16 protein-coding genes and 1 pseudogene are annotated in these 19,693 nt (G+C 41.8%); 1 reads left to right on the top strand and 16 read right to left on the bottom strand.

What is annotated here, in order from left to right:
* Positions 1–234 precede the first annotated feature (234 nt).
* Complete coding sequence (locus KI210_RS02500; protein ID WP_212780319.1) at positions 235–2,988, top strand: hypothetical protein; 2,754 nt, start codon at positions 235–237, stop codon at positions 2,986–2,988.
* A 358-nt stretch (positions 2,989–3,346) separates the two neighbouring features.
* Here the strand turns inward: KI210_RS02500 and gtfB are convergent, their stop codons facing one another.
* The 16 genes and pseudogenes from gtfB to KI210_RS02420 form a co-directional block, all read right to left on the bottom strand.
* On the bottom strand, positions 3,347–4,675 hold the full coding sequence (gtfB, locus tag KI210_RS02495; RefSeq protein ID WP_212780318.1) for an accessory Sec system glycosylation chaperone GtfB: 1,329 nt from the start codon (positions 4,673–4,675) through the stop codon (positions 3,347–3,349).
* A complete protein-coding gene (gtfA, locus tag KI210_RS02490; protein ID WP_212780317.1) occupies positions 4,659–6,167 on the bottom strand; it encodes an accessory Sec system glycosyltransferase GtfA in 1,509 nt (502 codons plus the stop codon). Before gtfA ends, gtfB begins: the two co-directional genes overlap by 17 nt.
* Complete coding sequence (locus tag KI210_RS02485; protein WP_212780316.1) at positions 6,164–6,343, bottom strand: hypothetical protein; 180 nt, start codon at positions 6,341–6,343, stop codon at positions 6,164–6,166. Before KI210_RS02485 ends, gtfA begins: the two co-directional genes overlap by 4 nt.
* A 14-nt stretch (positions 6,344–6,357) precedes the next feature.
* Complete coding sequence (gene secA2 / locus KI210_RS02480; protein ID WP_212780315.1) at positions 6,358–8,730, bottom strand: accessory Sec system translocase SecA2; 2,373 nt, start codon at positions 8,728–8,730, stop codon at positions 6,358–6,360.
* Between the two features lie 13 nt (positions 8,731–8,743).
* On the bottom strand, positions 8,744–9,325 hold the full coding sequence (asp3, locus tag KI210_RS02475; RefSeq protein ID WP_212780314.1) for an accessory Sec system protein Asp3: 582 nt from the start codon (positions 9,323–9,325) through the stop codon (positions 8,744–8,746).
* Between the two features lies 1 nt (position 9,326).
* Positions 9,327–10,838: an accessory Sec system protein Asp2 gene (gene asp2 / locus KI210_RS02470; RefSeq protein ID WP_212780313.1), complete on the bottom strand. Its 1,512-nt coding sequence runs from the start codon at positions 10,836–10,838 to the stop codon at positions 9,327–9,329.
* Between the two features lie 6 nt (positions 10,839–10,844).
* Complete coding sequence (asp1, locus tag KI210_RS02465) at positions 10,845–12,392, bottom strand: accessory Sec system protein Asp1 (RefSeq protein ID WP_212780312.1); 1,548 nt, start codon at positions 12,390–12,392, stop codon at positions 10,845–10,847.
* On the bottom strand, positions 12,389–13,609 hold the full coding sequence (gene secY2, locus KI210_RS02460; protein WP_212780311.1) for an accessory Sec system protein translocase subunit SecY2: 1,221 nt from the start codon (positions 13,607–13,609) through the stop codon (positions 12,389–12,391). The genes asp1 and secY2 overlap by 4 nt, the downstream gene beginning before the upstream one ends.
* A 155-nt stretch (positions 13,610–13,764) precedes the next feature.
* The gene (locus tag KI210_RS02455) at positions 13,765–14,625 is read right to left on the bottom strand and encodes an SPFH domain-containing protein (RefSeq protein WP_212780310.1); all 861 of its coding nucleotides are present in this window, start codon (positions 14,623–14,625) and stop codon (positions 13,765–13,767) included.
* Between the two features lie 44 nt (positions 14,626–14,669).
* Positions 14,670–15,419, bottom strand: coding sequence for a hypothetical protein (locus tag KI210_RS02450; protein ID WP_212780309.1), 750 nt, complete (start codon positions 15,417–15,419; stop codon positions 14,670–14,672).
* 11 nt (positions 15,420–15,430) lie between these two features.
* Entirely contained in the window at positions 15,431–16,192 is a 762-nt protein-coding gene (locus KI210_RS02445; protein ID WP_212780308.1) for a hypothetical protein, read from the bottom strand.
* Positions 16,193–16,200: 8 nt separating this feature from the next.
* A complete protein-coding gene (locus tag KI210_RS02440) occupies positions 16,201–17,010 on the bottom strand; it encodes a hypothetical protein (protein ID WP_212780307.1) in 810 nt (269 codons plus the stop codon).
* Position 17,011: 1 nt separating this feature from the next.
* A pseudogene (locus KI210_RS02435) lies at positions 17,012–17,712 on the bottom strand (ABC transporter ATP-binding protein).
* Positions 17,705–18,073 (bottom strand): GntR family transcriptional regulator, encoded by a 369-nt coding sequence (locus tag KI210_RS02430; protein WP_212780306.1) that lies wholly within the window; start codon positions 18,071–18,073, stop codon positions 17,705–17,707. Before KI210_RS02430 ends, KI210_RS02435 begins: the two are co-directional and overlap by 8 nt.
* 123 nt (positions 18,074–18,196) lie before the next feature.
* Complete coding sequence (locus KI210_RS02425; protein ID WP_212780455.1) at positions 18,197–19,060, bottom strand: aldo/keto reductase; 864 nt, start codon at positions 19,058–19,060, stop codon at positions 18,197–18,199.
* A 17-nt stretch (positions 19,061–19,077) separates the two neighbouring features.
* Positions 19,078–19,488: a cupin domain-containing protein gene (locus KI210_RS02420; protein WP_212780305.1), complete on the bottom strand. Its 411-nt coding sequence runs from the start codon at positions 19,486–19,488 to the stop codon at positions 19,078–19,080.
* Positions 19,489–19,693: the final 205 nt, after the last annotated feature.

Here is a 19,693-nt window from a genome sequence, read left to right as displayed (position 1 = left end):
CCAAAGAAACCAGCAATTGTGGCAAGTATGGTTGTAAACCACCCTACCTTAACAGTAGCGGAATTATCTCCTTGACCTGTTTGTGGCAGCTTTTCATTTTGGTGATCAACATGATCAGCTTGCGTTTGATGATCAACATTTTGAGCTTCGTTTTGAAGCTTACCTTCCGATGCTACCTTGCTGTTAGCAGGCTCTTCAACTTCTTGGTTTTCGATAAGGATTCCAATATTTTTCTTGTGTGGTTGTGGTCCATCGGATTCACTTGTCGAAGTTGAACCACTAGTTGAGGTAGATTCAGATCCACTCTCTGAAGTAGAGCTTGATTCGGACTTGCTCTCTGAAGTAGATCCTGATTCGGAGGTACTCTCTGAGATAGATCCCGATTCGGATGTGCTTTCTGATGTTGAGCCTGACTCGGATTCACTCTCGGAGGTAGATCCTGATTCGGATGCGCTCTCTGAAGTTGAGCCTGACTCAGATTTACTCTCTGAGGTAGATTCCGATTCGGATGTACTCTCTGAGGTAGATCCTGATTCGGATGTGCTTTCTGAAGTTGATTCAGACTCGGATTTACTCTCTGAGGTAGATTCTGATTCTGATGTGCTTTCTGATGTTGAGCCTGACTCGGATTCACTCTCGGAGGTAGATCCTGATTCGGATGTGCTTTCTGAAGTTGATTCAGACTCGGATGCACTTTCTGAAATAGATTGTGATTCGGACTTACTCTCTGAGGTTGATTCAGACTCGGATGCACTCTCTGAAATGGATTGCGATTCTGATTCGCTTTCTGAGGTAGATTCTGATTCTGATACACTCTCGGAGATCGATTGCGATTCGGATGTGCTTTCTGAAGTTGATCCTGACTCGGATTCACTCTCGGAGATGGATTGTGATTCGGATGTGCTTTCTGAGGTAGATTCTGATTCTGATGCACTCTCTGAAGTTGATCCTGATTCGGATGTACTTTCTGAAGTTGAGCTTGACTCGGATTTACTCTCTGAGGTAGATCCTGATTCGGATATACTTTCTGAAGTTGATTCTGATTCTGACTTACTCTCTGAAGATGATTCAGACTCGGATGCACTTTCTGAAATAGATTGTGATTCTGATTTACTTTCTGAGATTGATTGCGATTCTGACTCACTCTCCGAGATTGATTGTGATCCGGACTCGCTTTCGGAGATGGATTGTGATTCGGATGTGCTTTCTGAAGTTGATTCTGATTCTGACTTACTCTCTGAAGTTGATTCAGACTCAGATGCACTCTCGGAAATCGATTGCGATTCTGATTTACTTTCTGAGATTGATTGTGACTCGGATTCACTTTCTGAAATAGATTGTGATTCTGATACACTCTCGGAAATGGATTCAGATACGGATTCGCTCTCTGAAATGGATTGCGATTCGGACCCACTCTTGGAGACTGATTGTGATTCGGATGTGCTCTCTGAAGTTGATTCAGACTCGGATGCACTCTCAGAAATTGATTGCGATTCTGATGTACTTTCTGAAGCTGATTCAGACTCGGATTTACTCTCTGAGTTTGATTGTGATTCTGATTCGCTTTCTGAAGTAGATTGTGATTCGGATTCGCTCTCTGAAATGGATTGCGATTCTGACTTACTCTCTGAAGTTGATTCAGACTCTGATTTACTCTCTGAGTTTGATTGTGATTTTGATTCGCTTTCGGAGATTGATTGTGATTGTGATTTTGACTCGCTCTCAGAGATCGATTGTGACTCGGACCCTGATGCACTCTCGGAGATCGATTGCGACTCAGATTCTGATTCACTCTCTGAAATAGATTGTGATTCAGACTCTGATTTACTCTCGGAAATGGATTGCGACTCTGATTCTGACTCGCTCTCAGAAATAGATTGTGATTCAGATTCACTCTCGGAGATCGATTGTGACTCGGATGCTGATTCACTTTCAGAAATAGATTGTGATTGTGATTCTGATGCGCTTTCTGAAATCGATTGTGATTCTGATTCACTTTCTGAGATCGATTGCGATTCTGATTCGGACTGGCTCTCAGAAATCGATTGTGACTCGGACTCTGATTCACTTTCTGAAATCGATTGTGATTCTGATTCGGACTGGCTCTCAGAAATCGATTGTGACTCGGACTCTGATTCACTTTCTGAAATCGATTGTGATTCTGATTCGGACTCGCTCTCAGAAATTGATTGTGATTCGGACTCTGATGCACTCTCAGAAATTGATTGTGACTCGGACTCGCTCTCTGAAATAGATTGCGACTCGGATGCACTCTCGGAAATAGATTGTGACTCGGATGCGGATTCACTTTCTGAAATAGATTGTGATTCGGACTCAGATGCACTCTCAGAGATCGATTGCGACTCGGACTTGGATTCACTCTCTGAGGTCGATTGTGATTCCGATGCACTCTCTGAAATCGATTGTGATTCGGACTCCGATGCACTTTCTGAGATCGATTGCGACTTAGACTTGGATTCGCTCTCCGAGACTGATTCTGATTCAGACTTAGATGCACTTTCTGAGATCGATTCTGATTCAGACTTGGATTCGCTCTCTGAGGTCGATTGCGACTCTGACTCACTTTCTGAAACAGACTCTGACTCTGATGTGCTTACGGAGACCGACTCTGATACTTCTATCGAACTCGAATTTGAATTATTCGAAGATTCAGATGTATCATTCGACGCCGAATCAGATTCTTTTTCCCCTCCAGACACCGAACCACTCTTTGAGTTCGATTCAGACACGGATTCACTCGCTGAAATCGATTCCGACACAGATACACTTTCTGAAACCGATTCAGACCCACTCACGCTCGCTGCCTCACTCGATGAGTTAGACTGGTTGGTTGAGTCATCATCCATACTGTTAGAGCTGCTGGTTGAATTGGAAGTTTTAGCAGTTTTTTCGGTCAAATTAACTGAATCATTATTGGCCAAGGTACTATTAGTAGCTTCCGTAGTAGCTGCTGCATGGGCAGTATAAGTTGGAGTGGCAACCCCCGCAGCACCACCCAAAGCCGCAACTGCTGCAGCTAATCCTTTTACTACACCAATACGATGAGTATCCAATTCTGCCTGCTCATCACGAGTTTGCTTTTTAGCTTCCTTCTCCCGAATTTTTTTATTCTGCAATAAGTCCTTATTGCTTTTATCCCTTTTAGTCATTATTACCGTGCTCCATTCAAAAAATAACGGTCTCGCGTTAAAGTAATTATACACTACAAAGGTTTATATTTTGCAAACTAAAGCACTTCTTAACTATTTGAATAAAAAATATTTCAAGGTTTAAATAACGGCTAAGCAAAATAAAAAGACTGCAAAAGTTTCCAGTCTTCTGCAATCTATTTTTTCAAAAATTGTCTATAAGATTCAGGTAATACTCGATCAGCTGCACGCCATTGGGCCTGCAATCGAGCTTCTAATTCATCAGCATTAGATATCATGTTTTGTAAATCTGATATCATTTTTTGATAATTATTATTTGAATAACAATTCTCCTCTGCCACAAATCGCTTATTATGTATCGTCGAATCAAAGGTTAGGATTAACATATTTTGGATAAAAGCAATTCTAACCGCATCTAATATTTCGTTATAGTGATTGATGTCTAAGTAGTAATCCGCCCAATCTACTAATTTTAGCAATTCTTGGTCTTGAATATCTGGGTATAACCTGACGTTTTCATATCGGTCCAACTTTAATAATTTGTCGGACATCTCGGTTATTGCTCCAACTGCAAATTTCATTTCCGGTAAAGCTGCAACCAGCTCTTCAAGGTGTTCGATTTGATCAGAATTTGTCAAAATTAACGCATGTGCTCGGCCTCGATTTAGCCGAATAAACGGATAGGCAAATCCTAAATAATGGAAATTGGCCTTCGGATCCATTTTAGTCAAGGTTTGATAAACATTTTTACTTTGGACCATGATTTCATATGGACCATCGGGATTGGCAATGAGCGACCGCATATTGCCCGGAATCCCCTCGGGAACATTTTCCTGCCAAAAAAGTCGCCGCAGCTTAACGCGTTTGCCAAGAAAATTAACAACGAAAAACGGCGCGCCCAGAGAATTAAAGTTTACTTGATCCAAATCATAATTAGCATGTTCCAAATAATATGCCGTTAATTTATTCCAGTTAGCGAAAATTTTAACTTGGCCAGAAGGAAAGTTCACTGAAACTGCACCTGTTACATGGTTTTCAACTAATACTTCTTGCTGCTGGTCTGTAAAATAGCTGGTAAAAATTGGCCTTGAATTTTGGTTGCAAGTCGTTTGGGCAAATTTCCAACCCCACTGATTATATTGATCAATTACCCGTACCTTGCCATTGGGACCCAACCACTTTACGGTTTTCACCAATCGACTATTATCGCCTGGTTGAGCAAATTCAATTTTGGCTTTTAAATTTTCATGATCATAGATTTCACCAAATCTAGCATTGCCCTTGATTTCCCAAAAATGTGGAACTTCAACTTCATTAAAATATCGTGGTTTGCCAGAAAAATTGCTGCCGGCAAGTTTTAAAAAATATTGCACTGGTGAGTCAATAAACGTCGGCAAAAAGCCATCATCATGAATAACTACAGCTGGAGTTGGCAACTTTGCTAGTTTAAAAGACATTTGCAAGTCGCGACTCCACTGTGTATAGCGATCATATAGATTTATCATGCTTCTGAATTCCTTCTAGTAACCCCTGCCACTTTTTAGCAACCTGTGCTTGGGTAAATTGTTGGGCGAGCTGATAAGAAGCCTGATGTTGCTGCTGCAAATCACCTCTTAAGGCTTGGATAATACCATTTGCCAAATTTTGAATCGTCACATCTGCCTCTTCTCCCCGGCGGTATGGCACTAAGACCCCATTTTTTCCATTTTGGATAAAGGTAGGATTGCCATAAGGGACATCTAAGCCCACCATCGCTAGGCCTGAGCCGATGGCTTCAAGCAAGGATAAGCCAAAGCCTTCACTCGTTGAGGCTGAAACGTAGAGTTCGTAATCTTGGTAAACTTCCGTGAGATCTCGGTGTCCCTGCAAGCTTATGTAGCTCTCGGCACTAAGATCCTTAATTAATTGGCTCAGATGCGTTCGTTCCCCTCCTTCGCCATAAATATCAAAGCGAATTTGCGGAAAAGTAGCGTGAACTTTGACAACTGCTTGAATTAACCAATCAAGATGTTTCTCACTGGCTAAGCGAGAAGCAGTGATAAGACTATATGGACGCCGGTTTTCCGCATAGCGTATTTTTGCCAAATTACCTACTGGCACAACATAAATTGGCGGCACATAGTGTTGAAATTGCTGAAATTGCTCCGCTAGTTTGGCTTTTTGCTGGGCGGTTGCAACGACGAAAAAGTCAAAATCGCGTGCATGGGTAAAATCATATTCATAGTAATTATTCCACAAAATATGATCTCGACTAGGTTGATTAACTGCATAGTGTTCAGCATGCACTACGCAGCCCACCTTGCTAGCCCCCTTAGTCTCTAAAATAAGTTGGGCTACGTCAGCATCCCGATCTAAAATCACCACATCATCGGCTGAAAGGTGCAAATTTTTTATAAACCGTTGCAACAATTCCGTTTTTGTCAGAACTTGATCTGAAAATTTGAAACAAATATTATTGCCATCAATCAGTTCATCAAACGCTGTCGTCCCATCTTGATTAAAAAACCGCCGCAGATATAGTTGGGCACGCTTATTTTGCGGAACATAATATTCGCTGTAGACCCGACCACTCGTGAAAAAATCTTTGCGCACTAAAACATGCCGGTTCACAAATTCAGCTCGTTCAACGACTTGGGGATCATCCCGCTTTAAATAGGCTTCAACCCAATTGCCCGGGCTAAATTCAAAACGAATTTCGGTTTGGCTTTTGGGGATTTTGGTGGCAGAACTAGTAAAACTAGCCATTAATTTTTCCAAGCGATAGCTGCCCGCTGCTAAAGGAAAATCAGTAAAACTCTGATACAGCCAAATGATTTCTTGATCCAAAAATCCCAAATTTCGGGTTAAATTGATGATATTTTCGTTACGGATGAAATCAGTAAAAATAAACTTGGCTTCTGTTTTGAGTTGGCGAAAAATTTTTGCACGGTAGGCCTGCGCATATTCAACCCCACTGCTTGCCCAACCAATTCCAGCATTAAAATTATAAATTGTCATAATTTACCCAAACTTGTAACTAACGATACTAGTATCCCTAAAACTACACTTAACAAAATTATCAAGGCTAGCCAAAAAAGCCACCGATCTGAATGCTTCTTAAAATATTTCTTATCGCTGACTTTATTTAGGCGCCGTTTAATATCTGCAGTTAACGGATCCTTGTCTTCGGCCATTACAAACCTCCTTATTAATTAAAATAAATTTGCTTATCGCCATTTGGGGCAAGCTGAACTGTGCTTAAGAGTAAGAATCTGGTTACTTTTCGATTTAATTCGACCTGCATTTTTTGAAAGGCGGCTAAGGCTTCTTCATGATATTCATATAAAGGATTGCGCTGGGCAGTTTGCCGACTGGATACCACTAAACGCAATTGTTCTAAGGTATCAACTTCATCTAGCCAGCTTTCATCAATTGCCTTTAAAATAGCATAGCGATAAAAATTATCTAGTTCCTCCTTGCTGCCAAGCTCTTGGGCTTTGGTTGCCAATTCCTTGTTTGCAATTTGGTTAAGATAGGCAACGACGGCTGACTCGCTCTTAAGATCAACCGCAGTTGGTCGATCATAGTAGCGATAAGTTAGTTCATTTAAAATGTAGCGCTGCAGTTTTTCAGCAGTCATTGGTTGATTTGCTTGATAAAACCGCCGAAATTCAGCATTTAGCAATTGAGCAATATCTAAGTGCTGATCCCAATTATGGAGAAGCTGGCTCCGCTCACGGTAAACTAATTCGCGCTGCATTTTTACGCTTTCGTCCATTTCCAAAATACGGCTGCGCTCGTTTTCAGCTTGTTGATCGCTAGTTTCCTGCACATGCCGCAAGGCCAAATGCAGCCGCCAACCATGGAGCTCGCGAGGAGACGAAAAGTTTTGGTCACGCAAGTATTCGAATTTTTGCCTTAACCACCGCGGACCAAATCTTTGCACTACTTCATCTTCTAATGACTTAAAAAACTGACTGCTGCCCGGATCTCCTTGACGACCAGCTCGGCCCCGCAATTGCTGATCAATTCGTTTGCTAGGCATTTGACCCATGATTAGGACTGCTAAACCGCCTAACTCAGCTACTCCTGGGCCTAGTTTAATATCTGTTCCTCGTCCTGCCATCTTAGTTGCGACCGTCACGGCGTTTTTCTGCCCTGCCTCTTTAATAATGGCCGCCTCTTTGACTTCACTTTTGGCATTTAATAAATTATGCGGGATACCTGCTTGGAGCAATAATTCCGAAAAGATTTCAGAAATTTCCACTGAATTCGAGATGACTAAGACTGGCTGCCCAGTTTGATGCAACTCTTTAGTGCGATCTAAGCAGGCCAATAACTTCTCGGTCAAGGTCGGGAAAACCCGATCAGGCAAATCTTGCCTAATCGATTTTTTGTTAGTTGGAATCTGGATCACATTGCAATAATAAGTTTCAATAAATTCTTGCTCACCGGCTTTAGCAGTCGCCGTCATGCCCGCTAAATGCGCGAATTGGCGAAATAAATTTTGATAGGTGATGGACGCTAGCGGTCGCTGATCTTGACTTAGTGGAACCTGTTCTTTCATTTCAATTGCCTGGTGCAAGCCAGCCTGCAGCCGCATCCCTGGCAGCATTCGCCCATTTGAGCGATCTAACAAGATAATTTTTTGGTTAGGAGATACCACATAGTCGCGGTCGCGCTTTAACAATTCATGAGCTCGCAAACTCAAGGTCAGCCGCCGGACCAATTCATGATGCTCACCATCATATAGCTGATTTTCATCAAAAAACTGCTCAACCGCTTGAATCCCGCGACTGGTAAGCCAAACATTATTTTCTTCATCATCTAAGCGAAAATCACGATTAGCTTCCAGCATGGTAACTACTTCATCGCTTGGGCCAATGTAGTGGGAATTAATCCTAGTTCCCCCGGCAATTACCAATGGCGTGGTCGCCATATCGAGTAAAACAGCATCAGCTTCATCAACGATGCAGTACGAGAAACGGCGCATAAATTGGTTGCTAGGACTGACTGCCAAGTTATCAAGCAAATAATCAAAACCATAGACCGAACTGGTAGTATACAAAATATCTGCTTGATACCGCTCGCGCTTTTCGCTCGGCGACAATTCGGCCTGATTGGCGGGGGCAAAGCCCAGTGCCACTTTTAACCCCAGCCATTCATAAACTTGGCCCATTTCCTTTTCATCCCGTTCAGCCAGATATTCATTAGGCGTCACCAACATTGCGCCTTGGCCAGTCAAGCCCCACAAATATAAGGGCATGGTTGCCGTCAGCGTCTTGCCTTCTCCGGTTTTCATTTCTGCAATGGCCCCAAAATAAAGTGCTAGTGCTCCCAAGACCTGAACATCGTATGGAAATAAGCCTAAGATTCTGCGATCAGCTTCACGCACCAAACTAAAAGCTTCAGGCAAAAGGTCAGATAACTTGGCACCCTGGGCTAACCGCGCTTTTAATTGCGGAGTATAGTTTTTTAACGCTTGGTCGCTTAAGGCCCGCATTTTAGGAGCTAATTCATTAATTTTTCTTAGCCATGGCTTGAGCTCCGCCAGACGTACATGATTAAAGACTGACGCCATCTTCTTTGCCTTTCTAATTTAAGTTTTGCTTAACAACCTCTAGTCTTAGAGCTTGTTCTTCCTGATAAGTCCGTGGGGCTTCGGGGGCATTAGCAGCAGCAATATCAATGCGATGAAACCGAAAACTAGTAACGCCAGCATTGACTAATTCTACTGCATAAAAATCCGCCTCTTCAGGAAAGACAAATTCGCCTTGCTTCTGCCGCATCACTTTTCGAGCTACTATATGACCATCAAAATTAAAAAATAAGAGTCGCACCAACAGCCCTGCTGGTTGGTCCATTTCTGCGATTAGTTTTATTTGATACTTCTTGCCTGGAGTTAACAAAGGCAGATCTGGCACTAAGCGGCCATTAGAATAATCATATGATAAGTCCCAACGAGCAACTACCACCCCTGCCGGCATCCAGGGATTATGGAATTCAAGATCATCCTTGGCCCAGCGAGTTATTTGACTGCCGTTAACATAGGTATGAGCTAACGGAGAAACGCTGCTGCCATAATAGAGGTACCCTTTCATCACCCGATCTCTTTGGGCAACGGGGATGGTTTTTAGATTGCCCGGAGAATTAACCTGTAAAAAAATACTAAACATGCTATTCACCAAATGTTTGCATCAATTCATGAAACTGGTGTTTAAACCAGCTAGAAACAGGGCCCATTTGTTCTGTGTGATAGCCGTTAAAGCCGCGACTAATTAAATACGGAAAAACGGGTTGCTGTTCTAAACACTCAATTAAGCTTTGGTAGGCCGCTTGATCATAATCATCCTGTTTCATATAAGCAACCATAAATTTGCTTTTTGAAAGATCAACCGTCTGAAAGCGGCGCAGGATGATTTGATCAAATTTCTTTATTACATCGTCAGTTACTTGATCAGCTCCTAGATAGCGCTGATACAAGCGCAATAAATCAAGCGAAGTAGGAAAAGCATTAAACCGCTGCTTTTCACTCAAAGCCATCTGACCCAAGTTGATTATGGGTTTGCCGAGAATAAAGGCCGCTGGTTTGAAAAAACTGCCATAATACAAGGCTCCGGTTGTCCCCATCGAAAGGCCTGAAAAGACCACCTGATCATCTTTGAATCCTAGCCAAGCTAGGGCTTTTTTAATACGGTCGATCAGCGCGTCTTGAGTAGCTTGGTCCTCTAAATAAAAAGCTCCCCCATCTAGGCGGGTATCGGTAATCAACATGAAGGGATGCTGCAAGTCACGCATCATATTATAGGCTTCAAATCCTTCCAAGGTACGGTAACCGGAAAAATAAATATTTAGGGGTGGCCGCAAATTTCCCGGATTGAAATAAACCATCACTTCGCCCCGATCGGGATTTAATATCCGCTCTCCACCAGGTAAAAAATAACCCCAGCCTTGGCGACTCCAGCGCGAATGCAAGGTACCGATGGTTAATTCACCTGCACCTTTGACCTCGTAGCTAATGCAAACATGGCCATTAACTGCTTTAATCGGTACTTCCAGCACTTCGTCTAATTCAGTTTCGTCAAAAGTATGTTGATAAATAACCTCATGACCAAAATATTTAAATTCGTAAATAGTGATCCTGAGATGAACCCCGGGTCCTTTGATAAATTCTGGCCATAAATGTATGGGCTTGTCTTGCCAAAAACTATAAGTAAAGCTTCCCAAAGGACGATAAGCAGGGCCAAAATCTCCTGCTAACTTTACTGCATAGCTTCCATGATAATGCAGCGGACCCTGATACCAATTATTGATAACAAAATTTTGAATATCCATCCTGATACCAGATTGACCATCGAATAAATGTAATTTAAGCCATTCACATGCTTGGTCTGGCGAAAGCAGCTTGATTTGTTTAACTTGCTTTTGCCGAAAAAAATTTCCCCCGCCTGCTGTCTGAGGCCTTACCTGTTCAAAGGCCACAACGCGATAAGCATCAACATGGTCTTGCAAGACTTTCCATTCATCATCCGCAACCAAGCTGGTTAACAAGACGCCGCTTAAAGAGGCGAGCTCAGGATGCAGCGCAAAAAAATGTTGAAGTTTGCCAGGTTCTGCCTGATAAAACTGGTCAACTCCTGCAGCTGGCAAAGGCCACTTTTGGGAACTAATGATTAAAAAACGGCTCAACTCAAATCACCCCTTAGGCTTGTTTACGGTTTCTAAAATCTTTGCCACAATCTCTGGACCGGTATATTTTTTGATCATTTGCGTTGCAAAAACTAGGGCCTCGTTCCAATGCTTTAGCCCGTCCAAATAATATGTCAAGGCAGCCTGTAAATCGGTTATTTGGCTGATAATTAAACCATTTTGGTGATCCAGCACGTATTGTGACGGCACCCTTAGAATTTGTGGCAGTCCGCTGCTAATGCCCGCCAACTGCAAAAACAAATCCGGCTCAGCAGCAAGATTCACAATCACCCGAACCGCTTGCAAAAGTTGAATCAATTGCTTTTCAGAACTAAGCGAGACAAATTTCAGCCGACGAACAGTTTGCTTTTCCGCATCATCAGCCAAATTTCGGTTGGGGTTGGGACGGTCAAAAGTGTAACGGTTTTTAAAGTTTTGCTCGTCCTGGAACTCCTGCAAAATCTGGCTAATCGTAATTTTCAACTCATATCCCTGGTATGACCCAATCGTCAGTTCAACTAAATGATTGTTTTCCATAGTCAAAAGAATTTCCCGCAGGGCCGCTTTTAAGTCCGGAGCCGCTAAATCATCTGCCAAAAAGAAAATTTGCAGGCTTGCTTCTTGGTTGCTGGCACCTAAATTAAGTCGCGCATCGAATGGCGGCAATTCTAACAAACGCTCCACACCGCTATTATGCAATAACTGATAATTATGATCAGAATCGGCCAAAACTAAGGCTGCCTCTTGTGCTAAAGGACTATTAGCGGTGATTTTTTCACGATTATAAAAATAAGACAAAATTAATTGCTGCGGATTGATCTGACTGGCAAAGTCTAAATTATCTGCCTGCGCCGCCACTACCACTAAATCTTCTGGCTGCAGCTTGCTGTCGAAAAATTTTTTCACCCCTGCCTGAACTATCGCGCCGAGGTTAGGAAATTGATCTTGGCTAAAACCCAAAGCCGCAGGATCGGCGAGCGTAATTCGACCAGCTGCATCTTGAGAAAATTGGACGGAACCGTTGATGTCGAGATAATCCTGCTGCATAATTTTCCCAGCTTGATAATAGCTGATGCGCGACAGAAAGCCCCGGTCATCAAAATCTAGTCTTTTGACTAAATTCTGCTCATCATCGTACCGGTCAATCCCCAACAAATTTCCTTCCAATCCTTGTTCAACACGGGCATACAAAACTGGCCCGCGATAAATCAGCAGTTCATTAGGTCCATAAACCAAAGCTGCATCACTTGGCCAGTTAAAGTCACGCGGATCAAGCACCACTTGTGGCAAAGAGCGAGGAATCTGCTGCAAATAATCGAAAATATTAAAAGTCTGAATAGTACTTAATCTTTGGCGAAAAGCAAAATGGCGATAATTCGGAAAATAAGTTGGAACGACTAATTCCACGGCTTGCCCAGCCTGTGCGAACATCCGTACCTGATTTACCGTATCATCGAACTCAATCTTTTTATGAGAATACCATAATGGCTCCTCGGCTTCCCAATTACTTTTCGAGCCGGACCAAGCTGGTAAAAAGTAAATTATTGGTCTCACTCCCTTTTAAAAAGTTCCTGATAATAATTGCCGATTAACAAAGTGTTAATTTGATCGACTAAAATCAGCAAAAATGAAGAAATCAGCAAAAAGTACCCCGGCAGCAATAAAAGTTTTAGTCTTTCAGGGTTGCCAATTCCCCAAAATAAAGGAAAACCAGCCACAATCGTCAAGTAGATGCCACCCAAAAGGGCAAAATAAAAAACTTTTTGGCGCAAAAGCTCCTCGGTTGCTCCTCCCGGCTCGTAGCCAGGAATGTAATCGCCGCTTTTTTGCAAAATCTCAGCCTGCTTTGTCGGATCAACATTCAAGTAGGCAAATAAAAATGACAACGCAAACAAGGTCAAACAATAAAAGCTTACCCCTAAACCAGCCTTTAACGAGAAATTGGCAATGAGCCATTGCAGCACTCGACTTTGTGACCAAAAATAGGCGAAAAAGCGAAAAAGGTAAATTGGCAAGTTCATCACTGCCATCGCAAACATAACCGGCAATCCTCCAGCTGGTGCCAGCTTGATGGGCAAATATGACTTCCCTAAATATTCTTCCGTCATGTTGATTCGCTTAATTGGGAGGCGCACCTCTCCACGATCTAACAGCAAATTCAGCACAATAAATAATAAATAAAAGAATAAAATTAATAAAAATAAGCCCAGTTTATTTAAATTGGTCCGAGAAGTGCCCATTAGCGGTCCGAGAATGGTCCGCATGGTTGCACTAACTATGTTAACCATTACCAATAAGTAAAAATCGCCCAGCCCCAATTTAGCATTCATATTGCAGAGCCACATAATTAAAAAAGCGCCTGCCACCAAAATGCACATATTCAACAAGCGGGCTCGCAACAGATGCTGCCGCTCCAAGGGCAAATCCATGACGGTTACAAAACCTTGTATAACAGCAATTAAAAGCGTGGTAAAGCGTTGGTATAAATTGAGCGTTCTTTGTGGAACCTTCTCAAACTTATGGGTTTGGCCAAGAAAACTAAAAATAATCAAAGCGGCCATCCAAGGACCGATTCCCAAACTAAAAATTGATAGTCGCCCTAAATCGCCACCAGTGATAATACTAAACTCGGTGTAGACACGTGTTCGGTGCCAACTATTTTGGAGCAGGTATGGCAAGGGAATTGCTTTGCCAAGCATAAAAATAAAAATAATTAGCATTGACCATGCCATCCGCCGGATTAAGATATGTTTGGCCAACCAAGTCCGCATTGTTCCACCTCTTTTTTATGATCATCTGCTGGTACATTGATTTTATCATTTCTTATTTTACACGATATTAATCCTCAACTTTAATTATAAACATTAACTATTTGGTTAAGAAAACAAAAAGAACAAGCCTTGGGCTTGTTCTTTGATGACCAGCATTAGTCGTCTTGCTGTTCAGCGGCGTCCCACAGCTTCTTAGCTGCAGGTACGGCTGAGAGATTGGTCATGTCATTTTTATCCATTATTACTAAATTGTTGGGGCCTTGAGCCAGATCCTTGAAGGAAGAAATGCTCTGGTCCTTAAAGTAATTTTCACCGGCTTCATTTAAGGCTTCTTGCAGCTTCTTAATGCGATAGTTTTCAGCATCAGCTTCCAGCTTAACCGCTTCGGCCTTCGCCTGGGCAGTCTTAACCAAGGCTTCATTCTTAGCTTTGGTAGTTAGCTCAATGTGCCGGGCTTCCCCCTCTGCCTTGGCAATGGCGGCAGTTTTTTCACGGTCAGCCGTTAGCTGCTTATCCATGGCTCGTTGAATTTCCTTGCTTGGCAATAATTCATCGACATTAACCCGAATTACGCGAATCCCATAAACATCCGTCAAATCACCAATGGCATCGGCTAATTGGCTATTGATTTTACTGGTTGATCCTAAGGCTTCATTCAATTCCATGCGGCCAATAATATCTCTTAAATGTCCCCGAATTAACTGAACCATTGATTCAACCGAATCCGTATTGTTGTAAAAGTATTTATAAGAATCCGTCACCTGATAGTTCAAAGTTAAACTGGTCGTTATTTCCGCATTATCCTTAGTGATAATCGAATATTTGCTAATTTCCAGCGGCTGCAAGGCCAAGGATACCTTTCGCAGGCGCTGAAAGCCAGGAATAATATATGTCAGACCAGCATTAGTCGTCCGCGAGTATTTTCCCAGAGTTTCGATTAAACCTTCATAATTCTGACGCACAATTCTAAACCCTGTAGTCAAAATTATTAAAACAATAATTATGAAAATAATCATTTTTCTCCTCCTTAATTACATCATTATACCCCGCTTAATTTTTCTTAGCTATCAATTTGTGGTTCAAAGACGTGAGTTAACAAATACCAATTGGCTAGCCAAAATAGGCCTAAAAAGACAAACCAAACCCACCCTGCCAGAAGCATAGAATCACTTAATCTAAATACTATTTCGATCAGGGAAAAGATGATTAGGCCAGCGATCAAGATAATCAAGATTAAGGAGGTCCAAAGATTTTCCTTAATCGGCAAATAGTTATACAGCAAATGCTGCAACTCCGCTGCTAGACCAACGATTAAATAGATGGCAACCACTAGCCAAGTAAGGTCAATTAGCCAGCTCTGCCAATCAGCCAAAATCAAATGGAAAGTTCCTGCATAATTATTAGCAGCTTGACTCCAGCCTAAAACTTTTGCACTAAGAAAGACCAGGCCCCAGGTCAGAAACTGCAAAATAAAGATTACAGCACAACTTACAACCCCAGTAAGCAGGTTAAGGTTAAGCAGCCTAGTTTCACTGATTGGCACCAGGCGAATTGTTTGACTAGACAAACTTCTAACTAATTGCCAACTACTTAGGCCGGTATAGATCAAATCCACAAAAATGCTAGTTTGAAAAAAGAGATAAGTCGCAGCTACTCGATAATTGGGAGAAAATTCAAACAATAAACTGCCAGTATATCTTGTTGGTTTTAGGATTAGAAAATAGGACATCCCAATTAGACAAGCAACAAGTTGCAATAAATAAATGACTATTGCCAACCGACATTTTTCCTTTAAAAGATACTTAAACATTTTTTCCTCAACTAATTATTTAGACTTGCCTCGCTAACGTTGTGATACAGCCAGTAATCGCCAAAGCTCGTGATCGCTAAAGCGACAAGTTGGATCAGCAGAACCTCACTCATGCTATTAGGCGACTTCAGCACCTGGGTGAAAAACAGCCAGAACAGCCACATTCCCAAGCCAGCAACTAATATGCTAATTAGCAATTTTACTAACCAATTTCCATAGTAGCCCACCGTCATAAATATTTGTTGCCGCAAAATGATAAAAATATCAAATACCGACACGGCTAACAGGAAAAACAGCGTCAACATCAGAATAAAGCCAAAGAATTCGGGCCAGTCGGGATTGGCCAAGAGCCAAGAAAAGCTGGCCTTAACCCCGCTTGGATCAAGCAAGTAGGCTACGCCCCCGAGTACTGCCATTAATATTATCTGAACTAGCAATAATAGCCAGAACCCCATTAACGTGGCAAGCAGATTTAGCCAGTATTTACGCCAATCGGAAAAGGCTACCAAGTTATAGGTTGAGCTAAAAATAAAATGGTAATTATCAATTAAAACCCAGATCCCAAACCCTAACCACAACCATGGCATCATTTGCGTCCAAGCGACTAGGAGCTGATCTTTTACGGACACATTCCAAGGAATCCACCAATCAATCAAGCTCCAGAGAAATTTATTACGGATCAAATCAAGAATAATGGCGGCCCCTAAACCAAACAAGAGTACGAAACCAAGATGCTGCAGTCGCTTTTTCAAGAATAGGATAAAAAGTTTCATATTATCACCTAATCAATTCGAGGTTCATTTAAATACCTCAAGCTTGCAATTCCGCCGATTACCAGCAAGATACCGAGCAGCAAATAAACCGTTGGCATCAAAAACAGGTGATAATCTGGAGCAACGCTTAGCTTGGCCGGATCTAAATTAAATAATTTAAAAGCGACTACAAAAAAGCGGTTAAACAATACATAGGTTAAGATCCAGGCAATGATGGAGATCGCCTGCCCCCAAAAACTGCCTTTACGAAACGGCAACAGATCACGTAAAGCTGGTACTAATAAGCTTGGAAGGACCAGCAAGGCATATGAAGCTAGCGCAATCACAAAGGCGTAGAAAATAACTATCAGAATATAGAGGAGCAAATTGATTAAATCAGCTTGCGATAGGTGCCAACTCGTCGTTATGGTAATGTTGTCTCTGAAAATTTCGGCGACGTCACCATTTCCGAGGACCGGCAGCAAAAGCAAAAGCCCTGCCCCCAAACTCATCAGTAATAAGTAAAGACATTGCGTCCAGCTGCTGAAAAGATGCGCAAGATACATTTTAGTATCAGAAATTGGGATGAGCCGATTAGTTGGCCGGCCGAAGTCTCTAATATCGCGCACGATTAAATAGAAATAAAAAATAAAGACGGTAAAAAAGGTAAATATCGCCAGCATCCCCAAGATGCAGGCAAAAACATCTAAATTCACTTTCCACTGATTGATCGCAAAACCACTTATTACTGAAAGCGCCAATTCGGTGATGAAAGCAACGTAGGTTGACCGTACCCGCCCCAGCAAACAAGCGCGATATAAAGCTTTAAAACTAGTCATCTTATTCCTCCTCATCATATTGCGCTTCGTAAAATTCTTCGATCGTTTTACCTTGTTCGCGAATCGCATCAGCACTTTGATGGGTTAGCACCGTATGATTCTTGATGATTACCACCTCATCAAGCAATTGGGCAATTTCATTTACAAAATGATCTGAGATTAAGATGGTGCATCTTCTTCTTTCCACAGCAGAATCGAATTAATAATCTTCTTTCTGGCCATCGCATCGATACCTGAAAAAGGTTCATCCAACAAATATAGCTTAGCGCGGCGAGAAAAAGTTAAGGCAATAATTAATTTTTCTTTGGTTCCGCGGGATAATTGCCCTAAACGCAAATTTAAATCCAAATTCATAAAAGTTCGGAGTTGGTCAAATTCTTCCTCGTCGAAGTCTGGGTAGATATTGCGATAAAAATCAACTATGCTGCTGAGCTTGGTGGTGCTGCCAAAACCGCTGAGTTTATCGGTAAAGGACAAGTTAGCCTTACGTTTGGCTGGATCGCTTTCGCCTTGAACGGTCACCTCACCCCGATAATTTTTCGCTAAACCGGCAATTACCCGCATTAAGCTGGTTTTTCCGGCACCATTTTCACCTAACAGAGCGATAATTTTTCCACTTTCGAGCGTTAAATTAACATCTTTCAAAATATATTTTTGATTTTTTCGATACGTTAGATCTTTAATTTCGACCACGTTAGTCATTATCGTGTTCCTCCAAGTATTCTGTCAAAGCCTGAACCAGCTTATCCCGTTCTAAGCCGTACTTTCGCATATTTTCGACAAACTGAGCAAGTTCTTCATCCATAGTCTGTTTGCGCATTTGAGCAAGCAAGGTTTCGTCTTTAGTCACAAAGTTTCCTTCACCCCGCTTGGTATAAAGAATTCCATGAGAATTCATTTCCTGCAGCGCCCTTTGAACCGTATTGACGTTTACTGTTAACTTTACTGCTAATTGTCGTACAGACGGCAGCTTCTGTCCTGCCTGCAAATTTCCTTGGATGATTTCCCGATATAGATATTGCTCAATCTGCACATAAATCGGAATATTATCCTTAAAGTCCATAAGTCAACCTCTTTGGTGTATTAGTTAATTAAGACACTATTATGATATGGTATTTTAGGCTTTTCGTCAACGCAAATAAAAAACCGTTAGGACACATCCTAACGGTTCTAGATAAATAGGGCTTTATAATTTTCCACCATAGACTGGGAAGTAGCTTGCATCGCCATAATCTTTGTCAACAATTTTTTCCAAACTTGCCATATCTGCAGGCGAGATTTCAAAAGCTAAGTCAGCATTTTGTTTCATATGTTCTGGATTAGCAGTTTTTGGCAAAATTACCATTCCCAATTGCCAGTCATAGCGCAAACATAATTGGGCTGGACTAACCCCATATTTGGCAGCCATTTGCTTAATTTGCGGTTGGTTTAAGACTGCTCCATGTCCGACCGGTGAATAAGCTTCAACGGTAATATTATGGCTCTTGCAATAATCAATTAATTTCAATGGCGTATTTCCAATATGCGCCAAAATTTGATTTACGGCAGGAACAGTGCTGCTATGGCTCAAAATATTTTCCAAATCGGCTTCTAGGAAATTTGAAACGCCAATTGCCCGGACCTTGCCCGCTTTAAGAGCATCTTCCATGGCACTCCAAGCTGCTAAATTGCCTTCAAAATAGCGATTGGTTGATTGGTTTACCTCAGCCCAAGGTTGCGGACTGTGGATAATTAACAAATCAAGGTAATCAAGTCCTAAGCGTGATAAAGAATCATCAATCGATTCCTTGACTGAGTCATAGTCTTTGTGTTCAGCTGCAACTTTGGTAGTCACAAAAACGTCTTCGCGCTTCACACCCGCTTTTCGAATGCCTTCGCCTACACCCTTTTCATTGCCGTAAGCCTGGGCCGTATCAATGTGACGATAACCTAATGCTAAAGCTTCGCTAACGGCCTGCTTGGCTGCTTCATCATCTAACAGCCAGGTTCCTAGAGCCATTTGGGGAATTTTCACGCCATTATTCAAGCTTAATGTTTGATCTAAGATCATGTGTTTACCTAGTTTCATTAGTCTAATTTATCATATTCTTCATCAGCAACTGGACTCAGCCATTCGGTTGAACCCTTGCCGACCATAATGGCCAAATGTTGGAACCAAGAGTCTTTAGCTGCTCCGTGCCAGTGTTCAGTATTGGGATCAACAATAACTACATCACCCGGTTTTAATTCGCGTGCTGGTTGTCCTTTTTCTTGATACCAACCGCGACCTGAAACTGCGATCAAGATTTGTACAATATCATGCTTGTGCCAGTTGTTGCGGCATCCCGGTTCAAAGGTAACGTTTGAAACATTGGCTGCAGCTTTTTGACTTGAAGCTAATGGGTTTAAATAAGAATTACCGATAAAATATTGGGCATAAGCATCGTTGGCTTGTCCAAAACCGAAGGGGCTATTTTTTACATCTTTTTCGTTTGCCATAATAAAAATCCTTTCTGCTCAACCTTTATGTTTTGTTAAATACAGTTTATGGCAAAAAAGCAAAAATTAGAAATACTTATTTTAGCTATGATGCAATAACTATTAATTATACTGAAAGTCCTTTCTTTCACACCCGATTTATTATATGATAGACCTGTAAGCTGAAGTACAGCTCAAACAATCTTATCTAACACAAAAAGGATTC

This window comes from Lactobacillus corticis (assembly GCF_018327645.1).
Classification (GTDB): Bacteria; Bacillota; Bacilli; order Lactobacillales; family Lactobacillaceae; genus Lactobacillus; species Lactobacillus corticis.
The sequence above is the reverse complement of the archived record's forward strand: the minus strand, read 5'-3'. Positions and strand labels throughout refer to the sequence as shown.